Origin of the sequence: Brachybacterium sp. AG952 (assembly GCF_004362645.1) — a bacterium.
GTDB classification, from domain to species: Bacteria; Actinomycetota; Actinomycetes; order Actinomycetales; family Dermabacteraceae; genus Brachybacterium; species Brachybacterium conglomeratum.
On record NZ_SNXV01000004.1, the window covers coordinates 43,572 to 66,097 of the forward strand.

General features: G+C 74.0%; 22 protein-coding genes. 9 read left to right on the forward strand and 13 right to left on the reverse strand.

All coding sequences use genetic code 11. From position 1 onward, the window contains the following. Positions 1-167 precede the first annotated feature (167 nt). Positions 168-1,559 carry an FAD-dependent oxidoreductase gene (locus DEU31_RS10625; protein ID WP_208109982.1) on the reverse strand — a complete coding sequence of 464 codons (1,392 nt, stop codon included), beginning with the start codon at positions 1,557-1,559 and terminating at the stop codon, positions 168-170. 92 nt (positions 1,560-1,651) lie between these two features. Here DEU31_RS10625 and DEU31_RS10630 point away from each other — a divergent pair, with 92 nt between their 5' ends. The 8 genes from DEU31_RS10630 (at position 1,652) to DEU31_RS10660 (ending at position 10,821) form a co-directional block, all read left to right on the forward strand. Continuing rightward, positions 1,652-3,487, forward strand: coding sequence for a glycoside hydrolase family 15 protein (locus DEU31_RS10630; protein WP_133677088.1), 1,836 nt, complete (start codon positions 1,652-1,654; stop codon positions 3,485-3,487). 85 nt (positions 3,488-3,572) lie between these two features. Next, positions 3,573-5,051, forward strand: coding sequence for an NAD-dependent succinate-semialdehyde dehydrogenase (locus DEU31_RS10635; RefSeq protein ID WP_208109983.1), 1,479 nt, complete (start codon positions 3,573-3,575; stop codon positions 5,049-5,051). 184 nt (positions 5,052-5,235) lie between these two features. Continuing rightward, entirely contained in the window at positions 5,236-6,219 is a 984-nt protein-coding gene (locus tag DEU31_RS16825; protein WP_166649474.1) for a hypothetical protein, read from the forward strand. Positions 6,220-6,325: 106 nt separating this feature from the next. Further along, positions 6,326-6,652, forward strand: coding sequence for a DUF3870 domain-containing protein (locus DEU31_RS10640; protein WP_053917318.1), 327 nt, complete (start codon positions 6,326-6,328; stop codon positions 6,650-6,652). A gap of 166 nt (positions 6,653-6,818) precedes the next feature. Beyond that, complete coding sequence (locus DEU31_RS10645) at positions 6,819-7,970, forward strand: DUF819 family protein (protein WP_010550740.1); 1,152 nt, start codon at positions 6,819-6,821, stop codon at positions 7,968-7,970. Further along, positions 7,967-9,109 (forward strand): dipeptide epimerase, encoded by a 1,143-nt coding sequence (locus DEU31_RS10650; RefSeq protein ID WP_243733805.1) that lies wholly within the window; start codon positions 7,967-7,969, stop codon positions 9,107-9,109. The genes DEU31_RS10645 and DEU31_RS10650 overlap by 4 nt, the downstream gene beginning before the upstream one ends. Positions 9,110-9,191: 82 nt before the next feature. Beyond that, entirely contained in the window at positions 9,192-10,280 is a 1,089-nt protein-coding gene (locus DEU31_RS10655) for a C40 family peptidase (RefSeq protein ID WP_133677089.1), read from the forward strand. Between the two features lie 70 nt (positions 10,281-10,350). After that, a complete protein-coding gene (locus tag DEU31_RS10660; RefSeq protein WP_133677090.1) occupies positions 10,351-10,821 on the forward strand; it encodes an SRPBCC family protein in 471 nt (156 codons plus the stop codon). A 10-nt stretch (positions 10,822-10,831) separates the two neighbouring features. On the opposite strand, the gene DEU31_RS10665 is transcribed toward DEU31_RS10660, so the two are convergent. From DEU31_RS10665 to DEU31_RS10690, 6 genes are all read right to left on the reverse strand, one after another. Continuing rightward, the gene (locus DEU31_RS10665) at positions 10,832-11,623 is read right to left on the reverse strand and encodes a serine hydrolase (RefSeq protein ID WP_133677091.1); all 792 of its coding nucleotides are present in this window, start codon (positions 11,621-11,623) and stop codon (positions 10,832-10,834) included. A 25-nt stretch (positions 11,624-11,648) separates the two neighbouring features. Next, the gene (locus tag DEU31_RS10670) at positions 11,649-12,485 is read right to left on the reverse strand and encodes a hypothetical protein (RefSeq protein ID WP_133677092.1); all 837 of its coding nucleotides are present in this window, start codon (positions 12,483-12,485) and stop codon (positions 11,649-11,651) included. Then, positions 12,482-13,063 carry a sigma-70 family RNA polymerase sigma factor gene (locus DEU31_RS10675; protein ID WP_133677093.1) on the reverse strand — a complete coding sequence of 194 codons (582 nt, stop codon included), beginning with the start codon at positions 13,061-13,063 and terminating at the stop codon, positions 12,482-12,484. Before DEU31_RS10675 ends, DEU31_RS10670 begins: the two co-directional genes overlap by 4 nt. A gap of 329 nt (positions 13,064-13,392) precedes the next feature. Beyond that, positions 13,393-14,241, reverse strand: coding sequence for an aldo/keto reductase (locus DEU31_RS10680; RefSeq protein WP_133677094.1), 849 nt, complete (start codon positions 14,239-14,241; stop codon positions 13,393-13,395). A gap of 69 nt (positions 14,242-14,310) precedes the next feature. Beyond that, the gene (locus DEU31_RS10685) at positions 14,311-14,778 is read right to left on the reverse strand and encodes an NUDIX domain-containing protein (protein WP_133677095.1); all 468 of its coding nucleotides are present in this window, start codon (positions 14,776-14,778) and stop codon (positions 14,311-14,313) included. Beyond that, entirely contained in the window at positions 14,775-15,278 is a 504-nt protein-coding gene (locus tag DEU31_RS10690; RefSeq protein WP_133677096.1) for a PTS sugar transporter subunit IIA, read from the reverse strand. The genes DEU31_RS10685 and DEU31_RS10690 overlap by 4 nt, the downstream gene beginning before the upstream one ends. Before the next feature lie 111 nt (positions 15,279-15,389). On the opposite strand from DEU31_RS10690, the gene DEU31_RS10695 reads away from it, so the two are divergent. Beyond that, complete coding sequence (locus DEU31_RS10695; protein WP_133677097.1) at positions 15,390-16,355, forward strand: sugar-binding domain-containing protein; 966 nt, start codon at positions 15,390-15,392, stop codon at positions 16,353-16,355. On the opposite strand, the gene DEU31_RS10700 is transcribed toward DEU31_RS10695, so the two are convergent. The 6 genes from DEU31_RS10700 to DEU31_RS10725 form a co-directional block, all read right to left on the reverse strand. Beyond that, complete coding sequence (locus tag DEU31_RS10700) at positions 16,356-17,255, reverse strand: aminodeoxychorismate lyase (RefSeq protein WP_133677098.1); 900 nt, start codon at positions 17,253-17,255, stop codon at positions 16,356-16,358. Between the two features lie 72 nt (positions 17,256-17,327). After that, the gene (locus tag DEU31_RS10705) at positions 17,328-18,416 is read right to left on the reverse strand and encodes a hypothetical protein (protein ID WP_133677099.1); all 1,089 of its coding nucleotides are present in this window, start codon (positions 18,414-18,416) and stop codon (positions 17,328-17,330) included. 147 nt (positions 18,417-18,563) lie between these two features. Further along, a complete protein-coding gene (locus tag DEU31_RS10710; RefSeq protein WP_133677100.1) occupies positions 18,564-19,073 on the reverse strand; it encodes a hypothetical protein in 510 nt (169 codons plus the stop codon). Positions 19,074-19,102: 29 nt separating this feature from the next. Then, a complete protein-coding gene (locus DEU31_RS10715) occupies positions 19,103-20,332 on the reverse strand; it encodes a DNA/RNA non-specific endonuclease (RefSeq protein WP_133677101.1) in 1,230 nt (409 codons plus the stop codon). A gap of 145 nt (positions 20,333-20,477) precedes the next feature. Beyond that, positions 20,478-21,254, reverse strand: a complete 777-nt coding sequence (locus tag DEU31_RS10720; RefSeq protein WP_224765295.1) for a hypothetical protein — start codon at positions 21,252-21,254, stop codon at positions 20,478-20,480. Positions 21,255-21,266: 12 nt separating this feature from the next. Continuing rightward, positions 21,267-22,490, reverse strand: coding sequence for an FAD-dependent oxidoreductase (locus DEU31_RS10725; RefSeq protein ID WP_126988033.1), 1,224 nt, complete (start codon positions 22,488-22,490; stop codon positions 21,267-21,269). Positions 22,491-22,526: the final 36 nt, after the last annotated feature.

Genomic DNA, 22,526 nt, shown 5'->3' on the forward strand with positions numbered 1-22,526 from the left:
CTCGGACTCCCGTCGAGGAACCCTCGGAGAACCCTGGAAAAGCGGCGGGAAAGCGCCTGCGATCAGGGGCTTCGCGGCGCGATGAGCTGCCTCACCCGGCAGTGCCGACGGGTGGCACGGCGGGGCGGGGAGGACGCCATCCGCCCCCGTCCCGCCGCGCCCGCGGCTCACTCGACCGGCGCGAGCTTCCCGAGCGTCTCGTTGAGCGCCTCGGTCGAGGAGGGGTGGGTCCAGATCCCGTCCCGCAGCTGCGTCGCCGTGGTGCCGGTGCGCACCGCGAGGGCGATCAGGTTGATGACCTCCTGGGCGTCGACGTGGAACAGCCGTGCGCCGAGGATCTCGTCGGTGCCCGCGTCGACCACGATCTTCACCAGCCCGCGGGGGTCGCCGAGGGTCTTCGGGCGGGGCATCGCCTTGATCGCGGCGACCTTCTGCGTCGCGACCAGCACGTCCCGTCCCTGCTCCCGCGCCTCCGACTCGGTGAGGCCCACGGCCGCGAGCGGCGGGGTGAGGAAGGTCGTCGTCGGCACCGCGACCCGGTCGGAGGTGGAGCGGGAGCCGTCGCCGGTGAGCTGGGAGAGGACGATGCGGTGGTCGTCGAGGGAGAGGTAGGTCTGCTGGGCGCCGCCGTGCACGTCGCCGAGCGCGAAGACGCCGTGGGCGCTGGTGCGCAGGTGCTCGTCGACCACGATCGCGCCGCGCTCGTCCACGTCGATGCCCGCCGCCTCGAGCCCGAGGTCGTCGGTGGCGGGGCGACGCCCGGTGGCCAGCAGCACGGCATCGGCCGCGAGCTCGCGCGACCGCCCCGCGACCTCGAGGCGCAGCAGCGCCTCCTCCGCCCCGTCCTCGACGCCGCGGAGGTCCGCCTCGTGCAGCACGGTGATCCCGTCGCCCTCGAGCACGGACTGCACCTCGGCGGCGACCTCCTCGTCCTCGGCGGGCAGCAGGCGGGGGCGACGGTTCAGCACCGTCACCTCGGCGCCGAAGCCCGCGAACATCGAGGCGAACTCGAGCCCGATCGGCCCGGCGCCCACCACCGCGAGCCGCCGCGGGAAGGGATCGACGTGCTGCAGCGAGGTGGAGTCGTGCACCCGAGGGGAGTCGATCCCGGGCAGGTCCGGTCGCGAGGGCACGGCGCCGGTGTTCACCACGACCGTCGGCGCGGTGACGGTGAGGCGGTCCTCGCCGCCGCTGACCTCCACGGTCCGCTCGCCCACGAAGCGGGCACGGCCGTCGACGAGGGTGACCGTGTCGAGGTCGGCGAGCATGTGGTGGTTGACGTCGCGGAGCGTCCCGATGAGGGTGTCGCGGCGCTGGACGGCCCGGGTCCAGTAGGAGGCGGCGTCGTCGTCCTCGCGGCGCTCCTGGGCGTCGTGCACGAGGGTCTTGGTGGGGACGCAGCCGATGTTGATGCAGGTCCCGCCGTGCATCGACTCGAACTGCTCGATCATCGCGACCTTCTGGCCGGTGCCGGCGAGGGCCGCGGCGAGGGTCTTGCCGCCCTTCCCCCAGCCGATCACGAGCACGTCCACGGACAGGCTGATCTCGGAGTTCGTCATGGGCTCACCGTAGTCCGCCGGTCCACCTCCGTCCCCGTCCTCTCCCGGTCCGCTCCGGCCCGTCGGCCCGCCGTCCGTGATGCACTGGCCCCATGACCGCCGCACCGATCGAGGACCACGCCCTGCTCTCCGACCAGCGCACCGCCGCGCTCGTGACGCGGGAGGGGGACGTCGACTGGCTGTGCATGCCGCGCTTCGACTCCGACGCCCTGTTCACCTCGCTGCTGGGCGAGGACCGGCACGGGCACTGGTCGCTGCGGATCGCGGACGGGGAGGTGTTCTCCCGCCGCTACCTGCCGGGCACGATGGTGCTGGAGACTCAGTGGCGCTCCCCCACCGGTGCCGCGACCGTGGTCGAGCTCCTCCCGGTCGACGCCGAGCGCGCGATCCCCTCGCCGGACCCCGTCGCCCACCCCGACGGCGCCGACGCGGACCTCTCCGACCTGATCCGCTCGGTCTCGTGCACCGAGGGAGAGGTCGAGGTGGTCCAGGAGCTCGTGCTCCGCTTCGAGTACGGCGAGGCGGTGCCGTGGGTGCGTCGCAGCGCGGACGCCGCCGGCCAGGGGGTGCTGCTGGCCGTCGCGGGCGGGGACGCCGTCTCGCTGCACGGCCCGGCCCTCCGCGCCGGGCACCGCTCCCACCACGGCCGGCACCGCCTGAGCGCCGGGGAGGGCGCCGACTGGGTGCTGACCTGGTTCCCGTCCTGGCAGGAGGTGCCCGCGGCGCCCGACGTCGAGGCCGCGCTCGCGGCGACCAGCGTGGAGTGGTCCTCCTGGCTGGGGAGCATCCGCGTCGAGGACGAGTACGCCGAGCCCGTCGCCCGCTCCCTGCTGGTGCTGCGCGCCCTGACCCATCGCCGTAGCGGCGGGATCGTCGCCGCGCCCACGACGAGCCTGCCCGAGGACCTCGGCGGGGTGCGCAACTGGGACTACCGCTTCTGCTGGCTGCGGGACGCGGCGCTGTCGCTGGAGGCACTGCTCGCGCACGGGCACGTCGACGCGGCGGTGTCCTGGCGGGAGTGGCTGCTGCGCGCGATCGCCGGGGACCCCGCGCGGCTCCAGATCATGTACACGATCACCGGGGACCGGAACCTCCCCGAGCGGGAGCTCGTGCACCTGCCCGGCTACGAGAGCTCCCTCCCGGTGCGGATCGGCAACGGCGCCTCCACCCAGTACCAGGCGGACGTGGTCGGGGAGGTGATGATCGCGCTGTCGACGATGCGGGAGGCCGGGGTCGCGGAGTCGCGCTGGTCCTGGCCGCTGCAGAAGGCGCTGGTGCGCTTCACGACCGCGCACGTCGACGACCCCGACCAGGGCATCTGGGAGATGCGCGGGGAGCCGGCCTTCTTCACCCACGGCCGGGTGATGGTGTGGGCGACCTTCGACCGGGCGGTGCGCGCCGTCACCGAGCACGGCCTGCCCGCCTCCGAGGAGGAGCTCGCGGAGTGGACCCGGCTGCGCGACCGGGTCCGCGCGGAGGTCCTCGAGAAGGGCGTCGGTCCCGACGGCGCCTTCACCCAGACCTACGGCAGCACCGAGGTGGACGCCTCCCTGCTGCAGATCCCGCACACCGGCTTCCTCCCGGCCGACGCCCCGCAGATGCTCGCGACCGTCGACCGGATCGAGCAGGACCTGCGCACCGAGGACGGCCTCCTGCTGCGCTACCGCACCCGCGGCCAGGACGGCCTGCCCGGCGACGAGCACCCCTTCCTCGTCTGCGGGTTCTGGCTGGTCCAGCAGTACGCCGCCACCGGCCGACGGGACGAGGCCGAACAGCTGATGGAGACCCTGCTCGCCTGCGGGAACGACCTGCACCTGTTCGCCGAGGAGTACGACGGGACGCACCGCCGCATGATCGGGAACTTCCCCCAGGCCTTCAGCCACCTGGGCCTGATCGGCGCGGTCGACGCCCTCGCCGCCGCCGGCTGAGCCCGGCTGGGCACGGCTGAGAACGACCGGGCACGGCGGGGCGGGTGCAGACTGGAGGGAGCACCCGTCGACGCAGGAGGTTCCGATGCCCCAGCAGCCCGCCCTCACCCCCACCCGGATCGCGGAGGTGCTCGAGCGCACCCCGACCAGCTCCTTCGTCGGCGGCCGCTTCCTCGGCGGCACCGCCGCGCTCGAGGTGATCGACCCCGCCACCGGCGCGGCGCTGACCCACGTGGTCGACGCCGACGCCGCGACCGTCGGCACGAAGGCCCTGGACGCCGCCTGCGCCGCGCAGGCGGACTGGGCCGCGACCACGCCCCGCGAGCGCTCGGAGATCCTGCGCCGCGCCTACGAGCTGTGCCACGAGCGGGCCGACGATCTCGCGGCGCTGATGACGCTGGAGATGGGCAAGCCGCTCGCCGAGGCGTACGGGGAGGTCTCCTACGGCGCGGAGTTCCTGCGCTGGTTCAGCGAGGAGGCGGTGCGCCAGCCCGGCCGGTTCCGCCACGCCCCCGCGGCCGACCACGCCGTGCTCACCACGGTCCGGCCCGTCGGCCCCACCCTGCTGATCACGCCGTGGAACTTCCCGCTGTCGATGGGGACGCGGAAGATCGGCCCGGCGCTCGCGGCCGGCTGCACCGTGGTGCTCAAGCCCGCGCAGAAGACGCCCCTGACCTCGCTGGCGCTGATGGCGATCCTCGCCGAGGCCGGCGTGCCGGACGGGGTGGTGAACTGCGTGGTCACGAGCGACTCGAAGGGCCTGTCCTCGACGCTGATGGCCGATCCGCGGCTGCGGAAGGTCTCCTTCACCGGCTCCACCGCGGTGGGCCGCACCCTCATCGCGCAGTCCGCCGAGCACGTGCTGCGCACCTCGATGGAGCTCGGCGGCAACGCACCCTTCCTGGTCCTCCCCTCGGCGGACGTCGAGACCGCGGTCGAGGCGGCGATGCTCGCGAAGTTCCGCAACAACGGCGAGGCCTGCACCGCCGCGAACCGCTTCTACGTCCACTCCTCCGTCGCCGAGGAGTTCACCGACCGGCTGGTCGAGCGCACCGAGCAGCTCGTGCTCGGCCCCGGCGCGGATCCCGCCACGACCCTCGGCCCGCTGATCGATCGGGCCGCCGTCGACTCCGTCCAGGAGCTGATGGCCGACGCGGTCGAGCGCGGCGCGAAGATCCTCACCGGCGGCGGCACCGGCGAGGGCGAGGGCTTCTTCCACGAGGCGACGGTGCTCGGCGACGTGCCGCGCGATGCCCGCGTGCAGCGCGAGGAGATCTTCGGCCCGCTCGCGCCGATCACGGTGCTGGACGACGTCGAGGAGATGATCGCGGCGGCAAGCGCCACCGAGTTCGGGCTGATGGCCTACGTGATGGGCGAGGACCTCGGCGAGGTCACGGCCGTCACCGGACGGCTCGAGTCGGGGATCGTCGCGGTGAACCTGGGCGTGGCCTCCGACCCCTCGGCCCCCTTCGGAGGGGTGAAGGAGTCGGGGCTGGGCCGGGAGGGCTCCCACGAGGGGCTCGCCGAGTACCTCGAGACGACCTACGTGCGACTCCCGCTCTGACCTGCGGCCGGGGCGAGGGGGACGAGAGCTCGTCGCCCGGGGCACGAGCAGGGGAAATCTCGGTGAACTCCCGCGAATCTGGCCGAATCGATTGTCCGGTGTGATGTGAGTCGCTACCGTCGGGACGCACCCCTATCGAACCCCACAGCCCCGCCCTGCCCGGCGCGGCGACCAAGGAGCCCCAGTGCGCACCCTCTCCCGTTCCGTGACCCTGCTCTCCGCCGCGGCTCTCGCCGCCGCCGGCATCGCCGCGACCGCCGGCTCCGCGAGCGCCGCCCTGACCACCCGCTGCGACGGCGAGGCCTCCTCGGTCACCGTCCCCGGCGACCTCGTCGTGGCGAAGGACACGTCCTGCGTCCTCACCGACGTCACCGTCGAGGGCGAGGTGCGCGTCCAGGCCGGCGCCGACCTCCTCATCACCGACTCCTCCGTCGGCGGCCGCGTCGTCGTCCAGGGCGACGGCTACTTCGACGCCTCCACCTCCGAGATCGCAGGCAACGTCGTCTCCAACGGCGGCTACGGCGTCTACCTCGACGAGTCCGCGGTGGAGGGCAACTACAACGGCCGTGCGGCCGAGGGCGCCTCGCCCTTCCTGTACTCCTACGACTCCTCGATCTCCGGCCGCGTGAACGTCGCCCAGGGCCTCGTGCACCTCAGCGGCAACACCATCGGCGGCAACGTGACCAGCGAGAACACCGAGTTCACCGACATCCTCGACTCGAGCCTCGCCGGCGACCTGACCGTCACCGGCGCGACCGAGGGCACCACCTTCTGCGCCGGCGAGCTCGACGGGAACGCGTCGCTGACCGGCAACGCCGGCGTGCAGCTCGGCTCCGGCGGCCAGAAGATCACCTGCGAGGGCGCCACCTACTTCGGCGGCGACGTCACCGCCTCGGACAACACCGACGGCGTCGACGTCACCGACACCATCATCCGCGGCGACCTGACCGGCGAGGGCAACGACCCCGCGCCCACCGGCTCCGAGAACCGTGTCCGCGGCGAGCTCGGCGGCCAGTTCGTCGACCTCCAGCCCGCCGCCCAGCAGCGTGCGCTGATGACGCAGTCCGCCCCCGCGGACAACGCCGAGGAGCTCGACACCCAGCGCGACGAGCGTCGCGCCGAGGCCGAGAAGGCCGCGGAGCAGGCCGGTCCGGCGAACCTGCGCTGACCTCCTCCCTCCTACGACGCGGCCCCGGGCCGGGCACCGCCCGGTCCGGGGCCGCAGCGTCGAGACCACCTCGTCCGCTCTCCTGGACCCCGCATAGGATCACCGGATGACCCGCACGATCTACCTCACGGGTGAGGCGAAGTCCCCGAGCAACAATCCGATCACGACGCAGTGGGGATTGTTCTTCGTCGGCCTCGTCGTCGATACTGAGACCCACGTCATCCAGGCAGCCGACTGCACCGCCACACTGACGCTCACGGTCGAGTTCGTCCGCGAGCTGGTGGTCGGTCGATCCCTGCTCGAGGAGGACGCCCTGGTGGAGTCGATCACCGACAGGTACCACGGGTCCTCGCAGAAGGCGCTCGCCGCCGCCGTGCGCAGCGCCGCCGCGAAGTACCGCGACCTGTCGGCCCTCCCCGACCAGGAGTCATAACCGCATACCCGCAGCCGTCCGCCCGGAACCTCACCGAACCGGATCCCGTCGGAAGCACCGCACCGCGCCTCGCCCGAGGCGCCGGTTCCCGGTGCTTCCGATTTTTTTGTCCCCGCAGCCGCCGGGGCACGGCCGCATCCCCTTCCCCACTCACCGAGGAGACCCCGTGATCACCGACGGACTGCTGATGCTCGGCGTCCTGCTGGCACTCTCGTGCGCGCTGATCGTGCTCGAGCGCACCACCGGCTGGAAGCTGTTCAAGTACGTGCCCGGCATGGTGCTGATGTACCTGCTGTGCGCCGCCCTGAACTCCGCGGGGGTGTTCGGGCAGGACGATGCGACCCGCGCCCCCATCGCCGCCGTGAAGGACGTCGTCCTGCCGGCGATGATCCTGCTGTTCCTGTTCGGCTGCGACCTGCGCCGCATCATCAAGCTCGGCCCGCGGCTGCTGCTGACCTACGCCGTCTCCGCCGCCTCCCTGTTCGTGGCGATGGTGGGCGTGTTCCTCGCCTTCCAGAGCGCCCTGCACCCGGAGGCGTGGAAGGTGCTCGGCGCACTGCTGGCCTCCTGGACCGGCGGCAGCGCGAACATGGTCGCGGTGCAGGACATCCTCCAGGCGCCGGAGAACATCTTCGGCTACGCCCTGATCACCGACACGCTCATCTACTCGATCTGGCTCACCGTCGCCTTCTCCTCCGTCGCGATCTCCGGCCGCTTCGACCGCTTCACGAAGGCCCGCTCGACGCATCTGATCGACCACGGCGACGACTTCGAGACGGAGGAGGCGCCGATCACCGTCCAGTCCCTCGCGACCGTCGTCTTCGGCTCGCTGTTCGTCTCGACCCTCGCGATCTGGGTCGGCGGCCTCCTCCCGGAGCTGGGCGACGTCGTCAACGGGACCACCTGGACCATCGTCATCGTCTCCGTGCTCGGCCTCGTGATCGCCCAGACGCCGCTGGGACGGATCGGCGGCTCCACCGAGATCGCGACGCTGATGCTGTTCATCGTGATCGGCCAGATCGCCGCGGGCTCCGACTTCTCCGCGCTCACGCAGGCGCCGCTGTACCTGCTGATCGGTCTCCTGGTGGTGCTCGTGCACCTGGCGATCATGGTCGTCTACGCCAAGCTCACCCGCACCGACCTGTTCTCGATCGCGGTCTCCTCGACCGCGAACATCGGCGGGATCGCCTCTGCGCCGGTCGTGGCCAGCGCCTTCAACCGCCAGCTCGTGCCGGTCGGCGTGCTGATGGCGCTCATGGGCTCGTTCCTGGGCACCTTCCTCGGCCTCGCCTCCGCACAGATCATGTCGGCCCTGTGACCGGCGGTCCCATGGAGCAGGACGCCGAGCAGGCGGTGCTGGAGGTGGCGGCGGTGCGCCGCCACCTCCATCGGGCGCCGCTGCGCCATCCCTTCGTCACCGCGGCCCGCCGCACCGAGGCGGTCGAGTACGTGGTCGCCGAGGTGGAGCTCGCCGGCGGCGCGGTCGGGCAGGGCTCGGCCGCGGAGACCGTCGCGGTCACCGGCGAGGACGCCGCCAGCATCCTCGCCGCGCTCGACGGGCCGCTCGGCGCCGCGCTGCGCGGCGCGCGGGGCACGATCGGCGAGCTCTCCGCCCGGATCGCGGGGGCGATGCCCGGGGCGACGAGCGCGAAGGCGGCGCTCGAGGTCGCCCTCCACGACGCCTGGGCGCGCGCCGCGGGCCGGCCGCTCGTGGAGCTGCTGGGCGGGAGCGCCGAGGAGACGATGCGCAACGACATGACCGTCTCCCTCGAGGAGCCGGCGACCATGGCGGAGCGGGCGCGGGAGGCCGTCGCGGCCGGGCACGAGATCCTGAAGATCAAGCTCGGCCACGACATCGCCGAGGACCGGGAGCGGCTCGCCGCGGTCGTCGAGGCCGCCCCGTCGGCGCGGCTGCGGCTGGATGCGAACCAGGGCTGGCTGCCCGGCCAGGCGGTCGAGATCATCACCGGCTTCGAGAAGGACGGACTGCCGGTCGAGCTCGTCGAGCAGCCCGTCGCGGCCGGCGACGTGGAGGGGCTCGCCCGGGTCACCGCCGCGGTGTCCGTGCCGATCATGGCCGACGAGGCCGTCTGGTCGGCGGCCGATGCGCACCGGCTCATCGAGGCGCGGGCCTGCGACCTGCTGAACATCAAGCTCGCCAAGACCGGCGGGCTGCGCGGCGCGATCGAGGTCGCCGAGGCGGCACGTCGGGCCGGGATCGACTGCATGCTGGGGGCCATGATGGAGCCGCGCATCTCGATCACGGCCGCCGCGCACCTCGCGCTCGCGCACCCGGCGATCACGATGATCGACCTGGACCCGCCGGCCTGGTTCGCCTCCGCGCTGCCCCGCGGCGGGATCGTCCAGCAGCACGGCGTGCTGCGCCTTTCCGGCGGGCCCGGGCTCGGCCTCGAGCTGCTCCGCCCCCACGAGGACGCCGAGGGAGGTGATCGGTGAGCAGCCAGATGTCCGACCGTCCCCGATCCCTCACGCCCCTCCCCCGTCGGCGCTCCGGCGCCGACCCCCTGAAGGAGATGCCATGACCATCCGCCGATTCCCCGACCTCACGCGACGCGACGGGCTGCGCCTGGCCGCGACCGGCACCGCCGGCCTCGCCGTCGCCTCCCTCGCCGCGCTCGGTCCCGCCTCCGCCGCCCCCGCGCCGCGCCCCGCCGCCGGCACGGCGCCCGCGCCGGGCGATCGCGCCCACGTCGCCGTCTCCGCGACGACGCTGTGGGTCGATCCGCGCACGAACCGGCCCGGGATCGACGACCCGGCGGTGTCGGCCCCCGTCGACCTCGACGCCTGGAACGCGAACATGGAGGACACCGAGACCCGCCGCTGGCTGACGGGCGAGCTGGAGAGCCAGGCGGTGCTCGGCAGCGAGGTGATCGTCGACGAGATCGACGGCGACTGGGCGCACGTGGTCGTCACCGCGCAGTCCACCCCGCGCGATCCGCGCGGCTACCCCGGCTGGGTGCCGCTCTCCCATCTCGTGGTCGACGAGGGCTTCGCCCGCCGCGCCGAGACCTCCCAGACCGCGACCGTCACCGCGCTGACCAGCACCCTCACCGGGACGCCGTCCGGGAACCACCCCGGGATCGACGTCTCCTTCGACACGATCCTGCCTGTTCTGGGCCGCACCGCGAAGGCCGTGAAGGTCGCCGTGCCCGGTGCCGGTCCGGCCTATCTGCCCTCCGCCGACGTGGTGGTGCGGGCGCAGGGCGAGCAGCCGCCGGAGCCGACGGTCGAGGACGTGATCGCCACCGGCGAGCGCTTCCTGGGCCTGCGCTATCTGTGGGCGGGCGTGAGCGCCTGGGGCTTCGACTGCTCCGGGTACACGTACACGCTCTTCCATCACCACGGCCTCCAGATCGGCCGCGATGCCGGCGACCAGATGAACCACTCCGGTCTCGCGGAGGTGGCGCGGGAGGACCTGCGCCGCGGCGACCTGGTGTTCTTCGCGACGGAGCCGGGCGGCGACTCGATCCGCCACGTCGCCCTGTACCTCGGGGACGACCTGATCATGCAGGCCCCGAACGCGGCGCGCAGCGTGGAGATCATGTCGCTGACCGAGTACGACCCGACCGGGGAGTACGCCGGGGCGCGTCGCGTGATCGACGCCTGAGCCGCGTGCGGCCGCGCCGCCCGTCGGACGCTCCGTCCCGTCGGGCGGCGCGCGGCCTACCCTCGGGGCCATGACCGCCCCTCGTTTCCTGCTCGTCCACCCCGTCGACGCCCCGCCCGCGGCCGTCTGGGAGGTGCTCACCGACATCGCCGGGGCCCCGCAGGTGCTCACCGGGGTGGAGGAGGTCGAGATCCTCTCCGACGGTCCCTACGCCGAGGGCACCCGCTGGCGGGAGACGCGCTCGATGCTGGGGATGACCGGGACGATGGAGCTCGAGGTCGTCGAGGCCGAGCCGCTGCAGCGCACGGTGATCCGCTCCGCGGTGGGCGAGATCGGCTATCGCACCGTGTTCACGCTGCGGGAGCTCGTGGGCGGGGACACCGAGCTGCGCCTCGAGAGCGTCGCCGAGCTGCCGCTGCGGCGCGGGCCGCGAGCCCTGGTCGACGGCGCCTCGGCCCGCTTCGGGCTCGCCGCCTCGAAGCCGACGATGACGCAGGATCTCGCGGACATCGCCGCGGCCGCGGCCCGTCGCGCGCGCTGAGGCTCCTCGCTCAGGCGGTGAGCCCGGGCAGGAGCTCCGCGGCGAGTGCGGTGATCCGCGCATCGGCCTCGTCCTCCGCGAGTCCCGCGGTCATCACCGCGAGGATCCGGCGCCCGGCCCCGGCGGGATCCTCGACGTAGGCGACGTCGTGCCGGTACCCGTCGACCCACCCGGACTTCGACCCCCATCGGACGCCGTCGCGCAGCACCGTGGCGATGATCGGGATCGTCTGCGCGTGCAGCGCCGCGAGGGCGAGCTCGTGGGAGTCGTCAGAGAGGCCGGGGCCTGCGACGAGGTGGTGCATGGTGCGGGCGAGGTCCGCGGCGGAGGTCTCGTTGGTCAGGCCCCGCTCGAGCGCCGAGGCGTCCCCGATCAGCCTCTCGACCCGGGTCGCCCCGAGCCCCAGCTCACCCACGACCGCCGCGACCGCGTCCAGGCCGACGAGCTCGAGCAGCTGATCGGTCGCCTCGTTGCTGGAGCGGTCGATCATCCGCGTGGCGAGATCGCGGAGCGCGATCGGGGCGCCGGGCTCGGGATGGGTGGGATCGAGGTGATCGCCGGACAGGGTGAACTCCTCCCCGTCGGCGCCGGTGAAGGTGCACGTCGCGGGCAGCTCCGCGTCGAGGTCGAGCTCGCCCTGCTCGGCGGCGCGCAGCACCGCCAGCAGCACGTGCAGCTTGATGGTGCTCGCGGCGTAGAACGGATCGTCGGCACGCGAGGCGGAGAGCACGGCGCCGTCGGCGTCGAGCAGGCAGTGCGCGAGACGCACCTCGGTCGGGGCGGCGGCGGTGGGCAGCGACATGCCCCGACTCTACGGCCCCGCCGGGTCAGCCCCGCTCGCGCAGCGTCACGGTCCGGGTCTTCCCGTCGGCGGTGGTGATCTGCGCACGCACCTCGGGGTGGGGGTCGGAGTCGTCCTCGATCGGCCACCAGGCGGCGAAGCGACCTTCGGCGAGACTCGCCTCGACCGGCCCTGCGCCGGTCTCGAGCACCACCCGTGTCACGTCCTCCCCGACGTCGCCGGCGACCGACGTGGATCCGTGGGCCTGCCACCCGTTCTGCAGCATGGCCTCCTGGAACGTGGTCATCACGACGGTCACGGCGACGTCTCCGGCCGCCGGGGGCGCAGCACCCGGCTCGGTCAGCGAGGTCATCCCTCCGGTCGGCTCCTGCCCGTCGGTCAGGGTCGCGGTGCACAGCAGCTCGCGGCCCTGGTCGTCGACGCCGAGGACCAGGGTGGTGTCCCCGCGCCGCTCCTGCAGGACCGGTCGGAGCGCGGAGGACTCGACCTGCCACCACTGCACGCACTGCTGCGCCCCGGGAGCATCGGCGGGAACGGCATCCCCGACCGGTGTCCATGTCGCGGAAGCCGTCGTGGGCCGCAGGATGTCGATGCCGACCACGCCCGTCGTCACCACCAGAGTCGCCGCGGCGACGGCGACCAGCCCGGCGCGCCATCGCGTACGTCGAGGACGGCCGACGAGCGGGCGGGCCCCGACGGCAGGACGGTCGCCGACAGACGGGTGATCGGAGCGGTCGCCGCTGTCGCGCGGGGTGGCGAGGATCCTCCGGAGATCCGCATCGGCCCGTGCCGGGAGTCCGTCGCCTGTCGGCGGTGCTGGGTCGAGCTCTCGCAGGGTGTTCTCGAGCATCGTGGTCCTCATGAGGTCGCCTCCCAGGCGGTATCGGCACGGTGTGCGGTGCGGTCAGCGGCGGTACGGGGGCTCGACGGCGGGCCGTCCTCCACGAGGCGACGGAGCCGTCGCCTCGCCCGCGACAGTCGCAGCCGGTAGGCGACGGGGGTGATGCCGAGGACCTGAGCAGCCTGCGCCGAGGTGAGTCCGTCGAGGACGGCGAGGGCGATGACCTCCTGCTCGGTCGCCGGCAGGTGCCGCCAGGAGCGGCCGACGTCGAGCCGCAGGGTCGCCGAGTCGTCGTTCCCCTGCCCGAACCGCGCGCCATGGTCCGCGAGCCGCACACCGAGCGCATCGCGGCGACGCACTCCGCGCCGCGAGTTGGCGAGCGTCCCCCGGGCGATGCCGAACAGCCAGGCCCGGGCGTCGCCGGCGTCCTCAGGCAGGTCCTCGAATCGCCGCCAGGCGACCAGGAAAGCCTCCGCGACGACGTCCTCCGCACCCTCGTCCCCGTGTCGGCGGCGGACGAAGCGGAGGACGTCGCAGTACGTGCCGTCGAACAGGGCGGTGAATCGCTGCTCGGGATCATGACTCTGCGGTGTGCTCACGTCCCTCTCCTGTCCGGCACCGGCGCCGGTGTGTCAGAGCCCGACCCTACGACTGCGCCGCCCTCAGCTTTTGTGAGACCACGACTCATATCGGGGCGCACATGAGTCCTCACGGCAGCAAAAGCTCCGCGGCCGGGCTCGTGGAGGCGGCCAGGCGGCGAGGGCATCGACCTGACGGCGAGAGCGACGGCCGGCCGACGGACGGCGTCACCCCGGCGGCGGAGCCGACCTCGTCGGAGCTCGCCCCGCGCGACGACGCGCCGCGCCTCCCGTCAGGGAGACGCGGCGCGTCGTCGTGTGCGGCGGGGTCGCGGCCGTACGGGTCGAGCTCAGGCGCCCTGGTGACCGGCGAAGGTGTCGGGGTCCGGGCCCTGGCGGCCGGGGGCGCCCTTGTCGAGGGCGGCGATGTTCGCGATCTCGTCATCGGTGAGCGTGAGCTCGAGGGAGGCGAGGTTCGCGGCGATCCGCTCGGGGGTGACGGACTTCGAGATCACCACGTTGCCGAGCGCGAGGTTCCAGGCGAGCAGCACCTGGGCGGCGCTCACGCCGTGCGCCTCGGCGACGGCGGTGACCACGGGGTCCTCGAGCTCGCCGCCGCCCTGGCCCAGCGGCGACCAGGCCTCGGTGACGATGCCCTTCTCGGCGTGGAAGGCGCGCAGCTCAGCGTTGCCGAGGTACGGGTGGACCTCGATCTGGTTGAGGACGGGCAGCACGCCGGTCTCGGCCTCGATCGTCTCGAGGTCCTCGCGGCGGAAGTTCGAGACGCCGATGGAGCGGATCCGGCCCTGCTCCTTGAGCTCCACGAGCGCCTTCCAGGTCTCCAGGGCCAGGCCCTTGGAGGGGGCGGGCCAGTGGATGAGGTAGAGGTCGAGCTCGTCGAGGCCCAGGTCCTCCATGGTCGCGTCGAAGGAGCGCAGGGTCGCGTCGCGGCCCTGGTCCTGGTTGGGGACCTTCGAGGTCACGAAGACCTCGTCGCGCGGGAGGCCGGCGGCCTTCAGGGCCTGGCCCACGCCGGCCTCGTTGTTGTAGCCGCGGGCGGTGTCGACGTGGCGGTAGCCGGCCTCGAGGGCCTTGACGACGACGTCGGCGGCGACCTCGTTCTCGACCTGCCACACGCCGTAGCCGAGCTGCGGGATGGAGCGGCCGTCGTGGAAGTCGATGCGGGGCGAGGTGGTCATGCTGCTCCTTGCTCTCGGGTCGCGGCGGACTCGACCGCCGCTGGACACTCCTACCAGGCTATCGCCCGCTCAGCCGCGGCACACCCCGAGGCTGAACGGCCGGGAGCCGGGGTCCTGCTCGAGCCAGCGGGCGAGCTCGGGCGGGTGGACGACGTGCTCGCCGAGCCGGTCCAGCGCCAGCCAGGCGGTGCCGGCCTGGCCGGGGTCCGGCTCGGTGCCCTCCCCGGGCTCCTCCCCCTCGGCCAGGCCGCACCAGTAGGCGACGTTGACCTGGTGGAACGGCGGGATCGGGGAGCCGTCGACCATGCGTCGGTCCATCATGATCTCGAACAGGCAGGCGGGCTGGTGCACCTCGACCTCGGCGCCGATCTCCTCGCGGCACTCGCGCACCATCGCCGCGGCCTGGTCCTCGCCGTGCTCCTGACCGCCGCCGGGCAGGGCGAACACCTCCTGACCGTCCGGTTCCAGGTAGCGGTTCATCAGCACCTGCCCCTCGCGGACGATCAGCGCCTTCACTCCCAGCCTGGGGCTCCTCATGCGAGCTCCTCCTCGTCCTCGGCCCGTCCCAGCAGCGCCTCGGCCCGTGCCCTCAGCGTCTCGGCGTCCTCGGCCTCGAGCAGCGCGGCGACCGCCTGCTCGTCCTGCAGCAGGGCCATCAGGCGCTGCAGGGCGGCGAGGTGCTCGCGCGCGTCGGTCAGCAGCGGCATGGCCAGCAGCTGCACCGGGACCTGGCCGCCGCCGGCCCCCATCTCCCCGAAGGCGACGGGGCGGGCGAGGGTCGCGAGCGCCAGGCCCGGGACGAGCACGTGCTCGGGGTCGGCGTGCGGGATCGCGGTGGGGATCGGGGTGGGCAGGCCCGTCGGGTAGCGCTGCTCGCGCGCCTGCAGCGCCTCGGGGAAGCCCTCGGTGACGGCGCCGTCGTCCAGCAGGTGCCCGGCGAGGGTGCGCAGCGCGTCGGCCGCGTCGGCCGCTTCGAGACGGGCGAGGACGAGGCTCAGCGCGAGCGGTGCGCGGGGCGTGCGCGGATCTGTGCTCATGGTTCCTCCCGGACGGCGACCCCCTGATTCTGGCACCCGTCGGCGCTCGCCTGCGTACGCTGGGCTCGTTCCGTCCGGCGCGTCCCGCGCCGCCGCCCGCCAGGAGAGACCATGCCCGCCCCTCGAGACACCGCCCTCGTGGTGCGCGCGGCGCGCCTCTATCACGAGCAGGGCCGCTCGCAGACGGAGGTGGCGAAGGAGCTGGGGCTGTCCCGCTCGAACGTCTCGCGGATCCTCTCCCAGGCCCGGGAGCGCGGGATCGTCGAGATCACGATCCACGACCCCGACGGTCCGCCGCGCCGCGACGAGGCGCTCGAGGCGGCGCTGCGGGCGACGTTCTCGCTGCGGGAGGCGCATGTGGTCTCCGCGCCGCGGGCCTCGGCGATGGAGTCCGTCGCGCGGCAGGGCGCGGCGCTGATCGCGGAGCGCGCGGGACGGGTGCGCAGCCTCGGCGTCTCCTGGGGGCAGACCGTCCAGAGCGTCGTCGCCGCCCTGGACTCCCTCCGCCCCCGGCCGACGCCGACGGTGCTGCCGCTGGTGGGCGGGCACAGCGCCCTGGACCAGTTCGACTCCGGCGAGTCCGTGCTGCGGGTGCTCGCCTCCCGACTCGGGGCGACGCCGCGGACGCTCTACGCCCCGGCGGTGCTGGAGTCCGCGACGGCGGTCGCGACGCTGCGGGCGGAGTCCTCGATCCGCACCGTGCTGGAGGCGGCCGCGCAGGTCGAGCTCGCGGTGGTGGGCATCGGCTCGCTCGGCGTGCACTCCTCCCCGCACGTGCTGGACCTGATGGCGCTCGGCGAGGAGGAGCGCGAGGCCTTCGAGGCGCAGCGCCCGGTGGGCGACGTGTGCGGCCGGTTCGTGGACGCCGAGGGGATCCCGCTCGGGGCGCCGACGGATCAGCGGGTGCTCGCGGTGACCTTCTCGGAGCTGCTGCGGATCCCGGAGGTCCTCGGCGTCGCGGCCGGGGAGGAGAAGGCGCCCGGGGTGGTGGGGGTGCTGCGCAGCGGCGCGATCCACACCCTGGTGGTGGACGTCGACCTCGCCCGCGAAGTGCTCGCGCTCAGATCCCGCTCCTGATCAGATCCCGCCCTTGAGCACGCGCTCGAAGCGGGCGGTGAGCTCGGCGTCGACGGGCAGCTCGTGCTCGTCGAGGTGGGTGATCGGGGCGGCGAGTCGGGTGGAGGACAGCAGCCAGGCGCCATCCGAGCCCTTCACGTCCTCGATGGTCATGAGCTCCTCGCCGGAGGCGAGGCCCTGCTGCTCGCGCAGCCATGCGAAGAGGGTCGCGACGGCGGTGCCGGCGAGCACGCCGGCGCTCGCGGGAGTGGTGAGGAAGGTGTCGCCGCGGCGCACGAGCAGGGTGGAGGTGGGGCCCTCGAGGGCGTAGCCGTCGCTGGAGACGAAGAGGACGTCGGCGGCGCCGCGTCGCTTCGCCTCGCGCACCGCGGCCATGTTCACGGCGTAGCTGAGGGTCTTCGCGCCCTGCAGCAGCCAGGGGCTGGTCTCCGCGGCGGTGGTGGCCAGGCCCCGGTCCAGCACGGCCACCTTCATCCCGGCCCGGTACGGGCTCCAGTCGTCGGAGGCCTTGGCGTGGATCCAGCAGGTGGGCGTGCCGGTGCCCTCGACGCCGCGGGTGTACATGACGCGCACGCTGAGCTCGGCGACGCTCTCGTGGGCGGCGATCGCGGCGTCGACCGCCTCGGCGAGCAGCGCCAGGTCCGGGGCGGGCAGGTCGATCATCTCGGCGCTGCGGGCGAGGCGGGCGAGGTGGGGGCCGACGTTGACGGGGCTGCCGTCGAAGGCGCCGATGGTCTCGAAGACGCCGTCGCCGCGGGTGGCGACGAGGTCGGTGACGGAGAGCTGCGGGACCGTGGGGTCGGCGAGGCGGTAGCCGGGTCCGCCGCCCGACGGGTCTCCGGTCGCGCCGGGGACGAGCACGAGCACCGGGGCGGGGGTACGGGGGCTGGTCGCGGTCATGTCACTGCTCCTTCACGGGGCCCGCCGGGGTGCGGAGCCGTCTCACCAGGGTAGACCTGCCGCGCCGACGGCTCAGTCCCAGCCGATCCCCTCGCCGATCGCCGAGGCGCCGCGCGGGCTCGACGCGCCGCCGCCGGTGCCGCCGCCGAGCATCTCCCCGATCATGGCCACCAGCCGCTCGAACAGGGTGCCCGGCTCCTCCGCGCCGGGCGCCTCGAGCCGACCCGCGGGCAGCGCTCCGGCGGTCTGCGCCGGGCCGTCCACGAGGCCCTGCAGGCCCATCGCACCACCGGCCGCGACGCTCTCACCGGCGCTCTCGCCGGCACCGCCGCCCGAGGCCTCCGCACCGCCGGCCCCCTCGGCGCCGCCGCCGGACCCGCCGCCCGACGACGACCCGCCGCCGGCACCGCCGCCGGACTCACCTTCGGCCCCACCGGACGCGGACTCCCCCGCACCGCTCGAGGCCCCGCCGGAACCACCAGTGCTCTCGGAGCTCGCGCCGGAGTCGCCGGCGCTCTCGGAGCCGGACTCGGCACCAGCACCCCCGCCGGCCTCCCCGCCGCCGGACCCCTCACCCAGACGCCCCTCCTCCCCGATCAGGTTCCCGAGCCCGCCGCCGGCGCCGAGCCCGGCCAGCAGCTCCTCGAGGAGCATGCCGAGGGCGAGTCCGCGCAGGACGAGATCGGCGAGCAGCCCGCCGAGCAGGCTCCCGAGGAAGGCGCCGAGCAGCGCGGCCCGCCCCTCGAGGGTGGCGAGCGCCTCGCGCAGCAAGTCGGCGAAGCGGCCCGCGGGCCCGCTCCCGCCGCCGAGCAGGTCCCGCAGCATCCCCTGCGCCATCCGCGCCATGTCCGCGAGGAACTCTCCGGGGCTCGACCAGGGGCCGCCGAAGCTGTCGGGGCTCGAGGCGGCCTCCTGCTCCTCGGCGTGCTGGGCGAGGCGTCGCGCCTGCTGGCGCAGCTCGAGGCCGCGGTCCTGGAGACCGGGGCGCACGCTCCCGGACCAGTCGGCGCGGAACCGCTCGGCGTCCTCCCCCACCCACTCGACGGTGTCGATCACCGCGGAGAGCCGCCCCTCGAGCTCGTCGAGCAGCTCCGCGCGCCGGGCGCAGACCGCGCCCATCGTCCGCAGGGCCTCGGCGTCCGCCCCCCAGAATCCGTTCATGCCTCCCCGTTCCCCTCGCTGTCCCCGTGTCGCAGTCCCCGCCTCGTGCCTCCCCGGGCACGCCCCCGAACCTATGCGTCCCGGGGCTCCCCCGCCATGGGGAGGACTCCCCATCCCGGCCGGGATCAGCGGGGGCACCACCAGGACTCACTCGCCGGCGGCGAGCTCCCGCACCCAGTCCGGGACCCGGTCCGCGCCCACCCGTCCCACGAGCGCGCAGGCGTAGTCCGCGTCGATGCCGCCGAGCCCGTCGAAGTCGCCCGGGTCGTGGTCGTAGACGAGGTCGGCGCCGAGCGCGATCCTGTCGGGGTCCTCGGGCGGTCGCGTGGCGTCCAGGCGCAGGGACACGAAGGCCTGGCGCTGCTCGGCGGTGCAGTGCTGGAGCGCATCCAGCAGCAGCGTGATCTGCGAGTCGGCGGCGAAGACGCTGTCCCCGCCGCGGGAGGTCCCGTCGCGGTCGGTGATCACGAGGCGCCCGGCCCACTCCTCGCCGTGCGGGAGGAAGGCCGCGCCCACGTGCCGCCACTGCTCGGTGAGGTCGAGCGAGCTCAGCAGCACGGTCGCGAGATCCCGGGTCAGGGCGCCCTGGCGCTCCATCGGCGAGGGCGCCGACGGGGGCTGCGCGGCCGGGTCCTGCGGGGTGGGCGGCTGGCTCATGGTGCTCCTTCTCGCGTCGACGGCCCCGCTCAGCGGGGGAAGGTCGCGCCCTCAGGGTAGTTGGGCAGGTGGTCCTCGACGATCTGCTCGCCGTCCTCGTGGAGGCGCACGTCGTAGCCGGAGGGGACGTACTCCCACGGCTCGCTGTCGTGCTCGGGGCCGACGCCGGCGGGCTGCTCCTCGCCCCAGTCGATGCGGGTCTCGTAGGAGTAGGAGCGGTCCTCGTCGGAGATCCCGTCGGCCATGAGGCTCTCGTAGGTGTAGATGGTGTCCTGGCCGCTGCGGGCCTGGTTCACCTCGTCCCACTGGCGGGTGTAGTTGATCTCCTCGCGGATCCCGCCGAGCTGCCGGGCCAGGACGTGCCCGGCGTTGAACTCGACCGGCTCGGAGGTGCCGTCCCCGCTCATGTCCCAGCGCTCGGCGATCGTGGACTGGATCGCCTGGGAGCGGGCCATCTCGCGGTCGACGACGACGTCGGGCACGTACAGGTGCTCGGTGCGGCCCAGCTCGTCGGTGCGGTAGTAGGCCTGCTCGTTGACGTGGTACGTCGCATCCGGCAGGGTCTCGCGCAGGTTCGGGTTCATCGTCTCGCCGCCGCCCTCGGCCTCGACGTACTCGATCCGTCCCTCGTCGTCGGTGTAGTAGGTGCCGTGCTCGCCGACGTCGTAGCGGGTGTCGGGCTCGAGCGTGATCGGCGTGCCGTCCTCGTCGAGGCCGAAGGGCTCGTCCGCGCCGTCGGGGGCGAGGGCGTGGTCCGCGTCGACCTCGATGCGGTGCGCGGTCTCGGGCGGGGCGAGCTCCATGCCCGTCTCCGGGAAGGCGAGCGGGCTCTCCCCGACGGCGGCGGAGGCGTCGGCGGCGCCGAGCGGCGCATGCGCCGCCATCAGCCGGATCCCGCCCTCGGCCCCCGGCAGCGGTCCCTCGGAGAGGCCCCCGGCCAGGCCCGGCGGCGGAGCCGCCCCTGCGCCGCCCGGGACGCCCGGGCCACCCGGGCCGCCCGACGCCCCGTCCTGCTCCTCGGCCTGCCCGGCGAGCTCCGCCGCCTCGCCGCGCAGCGCGCCGATGCGGGCGTGCAGCCCGGTGCGCACGTGACCGGCCCAGTCGGCGCGGAAGGCGTCGGCGTCCGGGCCCTGCCAGCGGGCGCCGCCGACGATCCCGTCGAGCTGCGCGGTCAGCTGCTCGAGCCGCTCCGCACCGCCGCCGACGGCGCGGCCGAGGGCGCGCAGCGCCTCGGTGTCGGCCCCCAGGAATCCCGCCATGTCGTTCCCCGCTCCCCCGCCGCTCCCCTGGTCGCCCTCACGCTAGGGACGGGGGTCGGGGGCGGGAATGGGGAGTTCTCCCCATCGTGCGCGGGGAGGCGAGATGTTCGCCCGGCGGTCACCTGGGCGTCATCGCGCGCCCGGCTCAGCCGCCGTGGACGGCGAGCACGAGGCCGTGCTCGCGCCAGCCCAGGTGCATCTCGAGCGGGTCCCCGTCGGTCTCGACCTCCATCGGGTCCACGCGGGTGCCGAGCGCGGCGCCGCGCAGGTCGGCGAGCGCGAGCGCATCGTCCGCCTCCCCCGCGGCGGGGGCGACGAGCTCCGCCTCGGGCACGTCCTCGACCATGCCGAGGATCGCGGCGAAGAGGTGGGCGTCCATGAGCTGCTCGGCGGCGTCGGTGCGCGCGGTCTCCGTGTCGTCCTCGGCGGGGCCGCGGGAGGAGAGCTCGGCAAGGGTCGCCTCGAGCGCATCGGTGAAGAGGCCCAGGTAGGTGGGCAGGTCCGGGGCGGCGAGCTGCAGGGCGAGGTCCTCGCCGATGCCGTAGACCGCACCGGGGGTCCCGTTCTCGTCGAGGGTCAGCACCACGGCGGTGTCCGGGGTCTCGTAGAGGGGGTAGTAGCTGGTCGCCTCGCCCAGCAGCGTGTACGGGCCGACGTCGGTGCGGTTCTCGACCAGCAGGGTCAGCACAGGCAGGTCGCGCAGGGTGATCCCGCCGAGCTCGTCGACGAGCTGCTCGAGGGCGGGCGGCGGATCGGCGGCGACCTCCTCCTCGGTGACGGCGAGGCCGGGCACCATGGCGACGTCCTGCTCGTGGACGGTGACGAGGGAGGCCAGGCGGTCCAGGACCGGGCGCAGCGGGGCGATCGGCAGCACCTCGGCGCCATCGGGCCAGGGCAGGGAGGTGTTCATCGGCGTGCTCACCCGCCCAGTCTGTCACGCGCCGCCGGGCCGGATCCTGCTCTCGAGCGCGTCGATGTACAGGTCACCGGCCTGGGACTGGGCGATCAGCTCCCGCGCGGCGGGCACCGAGTCCCAGGTGTTCCACAGCAGCACGCCCTCGACCACGCCCTCGTCGAGGTAGTGGACCACCGCGGCCCGGTGCTCCTCGTCCCACACCTCGCGCATCTCGAGGGAGCTGTCCAGGCGGCCCACCGCCTCGTAGCCGTCGTCGAAGAGGTCGGAGAAGAACAGCGGGGTGTGCGTGTACTCCTCCCGCTCCTCCTCAGGGCGGGTCATGTTCGCGCCCGCGACCGCGCCGGAGGCCTCGGCGTGGTCGACGTGCTCGACGTGGCGCCGTCCCAGCAGCGCGTCGTCGTAGAGCACCACGTCCCCGGCCGCGAAGACGTCCGGGGAGCTCGTGCGCAGGTGCGGGTCGACGACCACGTACCCGCGGTCGGTGAAGATCCCGGCGTGCTCGGCGAGGGTGGTCGCGGGCTGCGCGCCGAGGCCGAGCACGACCGCGTCGGCCGTGAGGGTCTCGCGGTTCGCGGCGTGCAGGGTGAGGGTCGCGTCGGCGGAGATCCCGGCGAGGCGGAAGCCGCCGACCAGCTCGATGCCGTGCTCGGTGAAGACCTGCTCGAGGTGGGAGGTGAGGGAGTCCGGGAGCATGTGCTCGAGGATCCTGGTCCCGCCGTGGGCGAGGGTGACCTCGGCGCCGGTGCGGGTGAGCGCCGCGGCGATCTCGGTGCCGAGGAACCCGCCGCCGACGACGACCACGCGGGCGCCGTCGGTCGCGAGGGTGCGCAGGTGGCGGTAGTCGCCGACGGTGCGCAGGCTCAGCACGCGGGAGTCGTGCACGCCGGGCAGGTGGCGGTGCGAGGAGCCGGTGGCCAGCAGCGCCTTGCGGTAGTGGACCCGCTGGCCGCGCGCGGTGACCGCGGTGTGCGAGGCGGGCAGCAGCTCGGTGACGAGGGTCGAGGTGAACAGCTCCGCCCCGGTCGCCGCCGCGGTGCCGAGGTCCTGGCTGTCCGGGTCGGGGTCCTCGCCGGTCCACAGGTCCTTGGAGAGCGCCGGCCGATACACGGGGGCGTGCGGATCCGCGGAGAGGATCGCGATGCTCGCGTCCTCGTCGGCCTCCCGGATCGCCCGGGCGGCGGCGTCCGCGGCGATGCCCCCGCCGATGATCAGGTGGTCGTAGCTGTCCTTCAGGTCCGACATCGGAGCCTCCTTCGGCGGGCGCTCCTCGATGAGCGC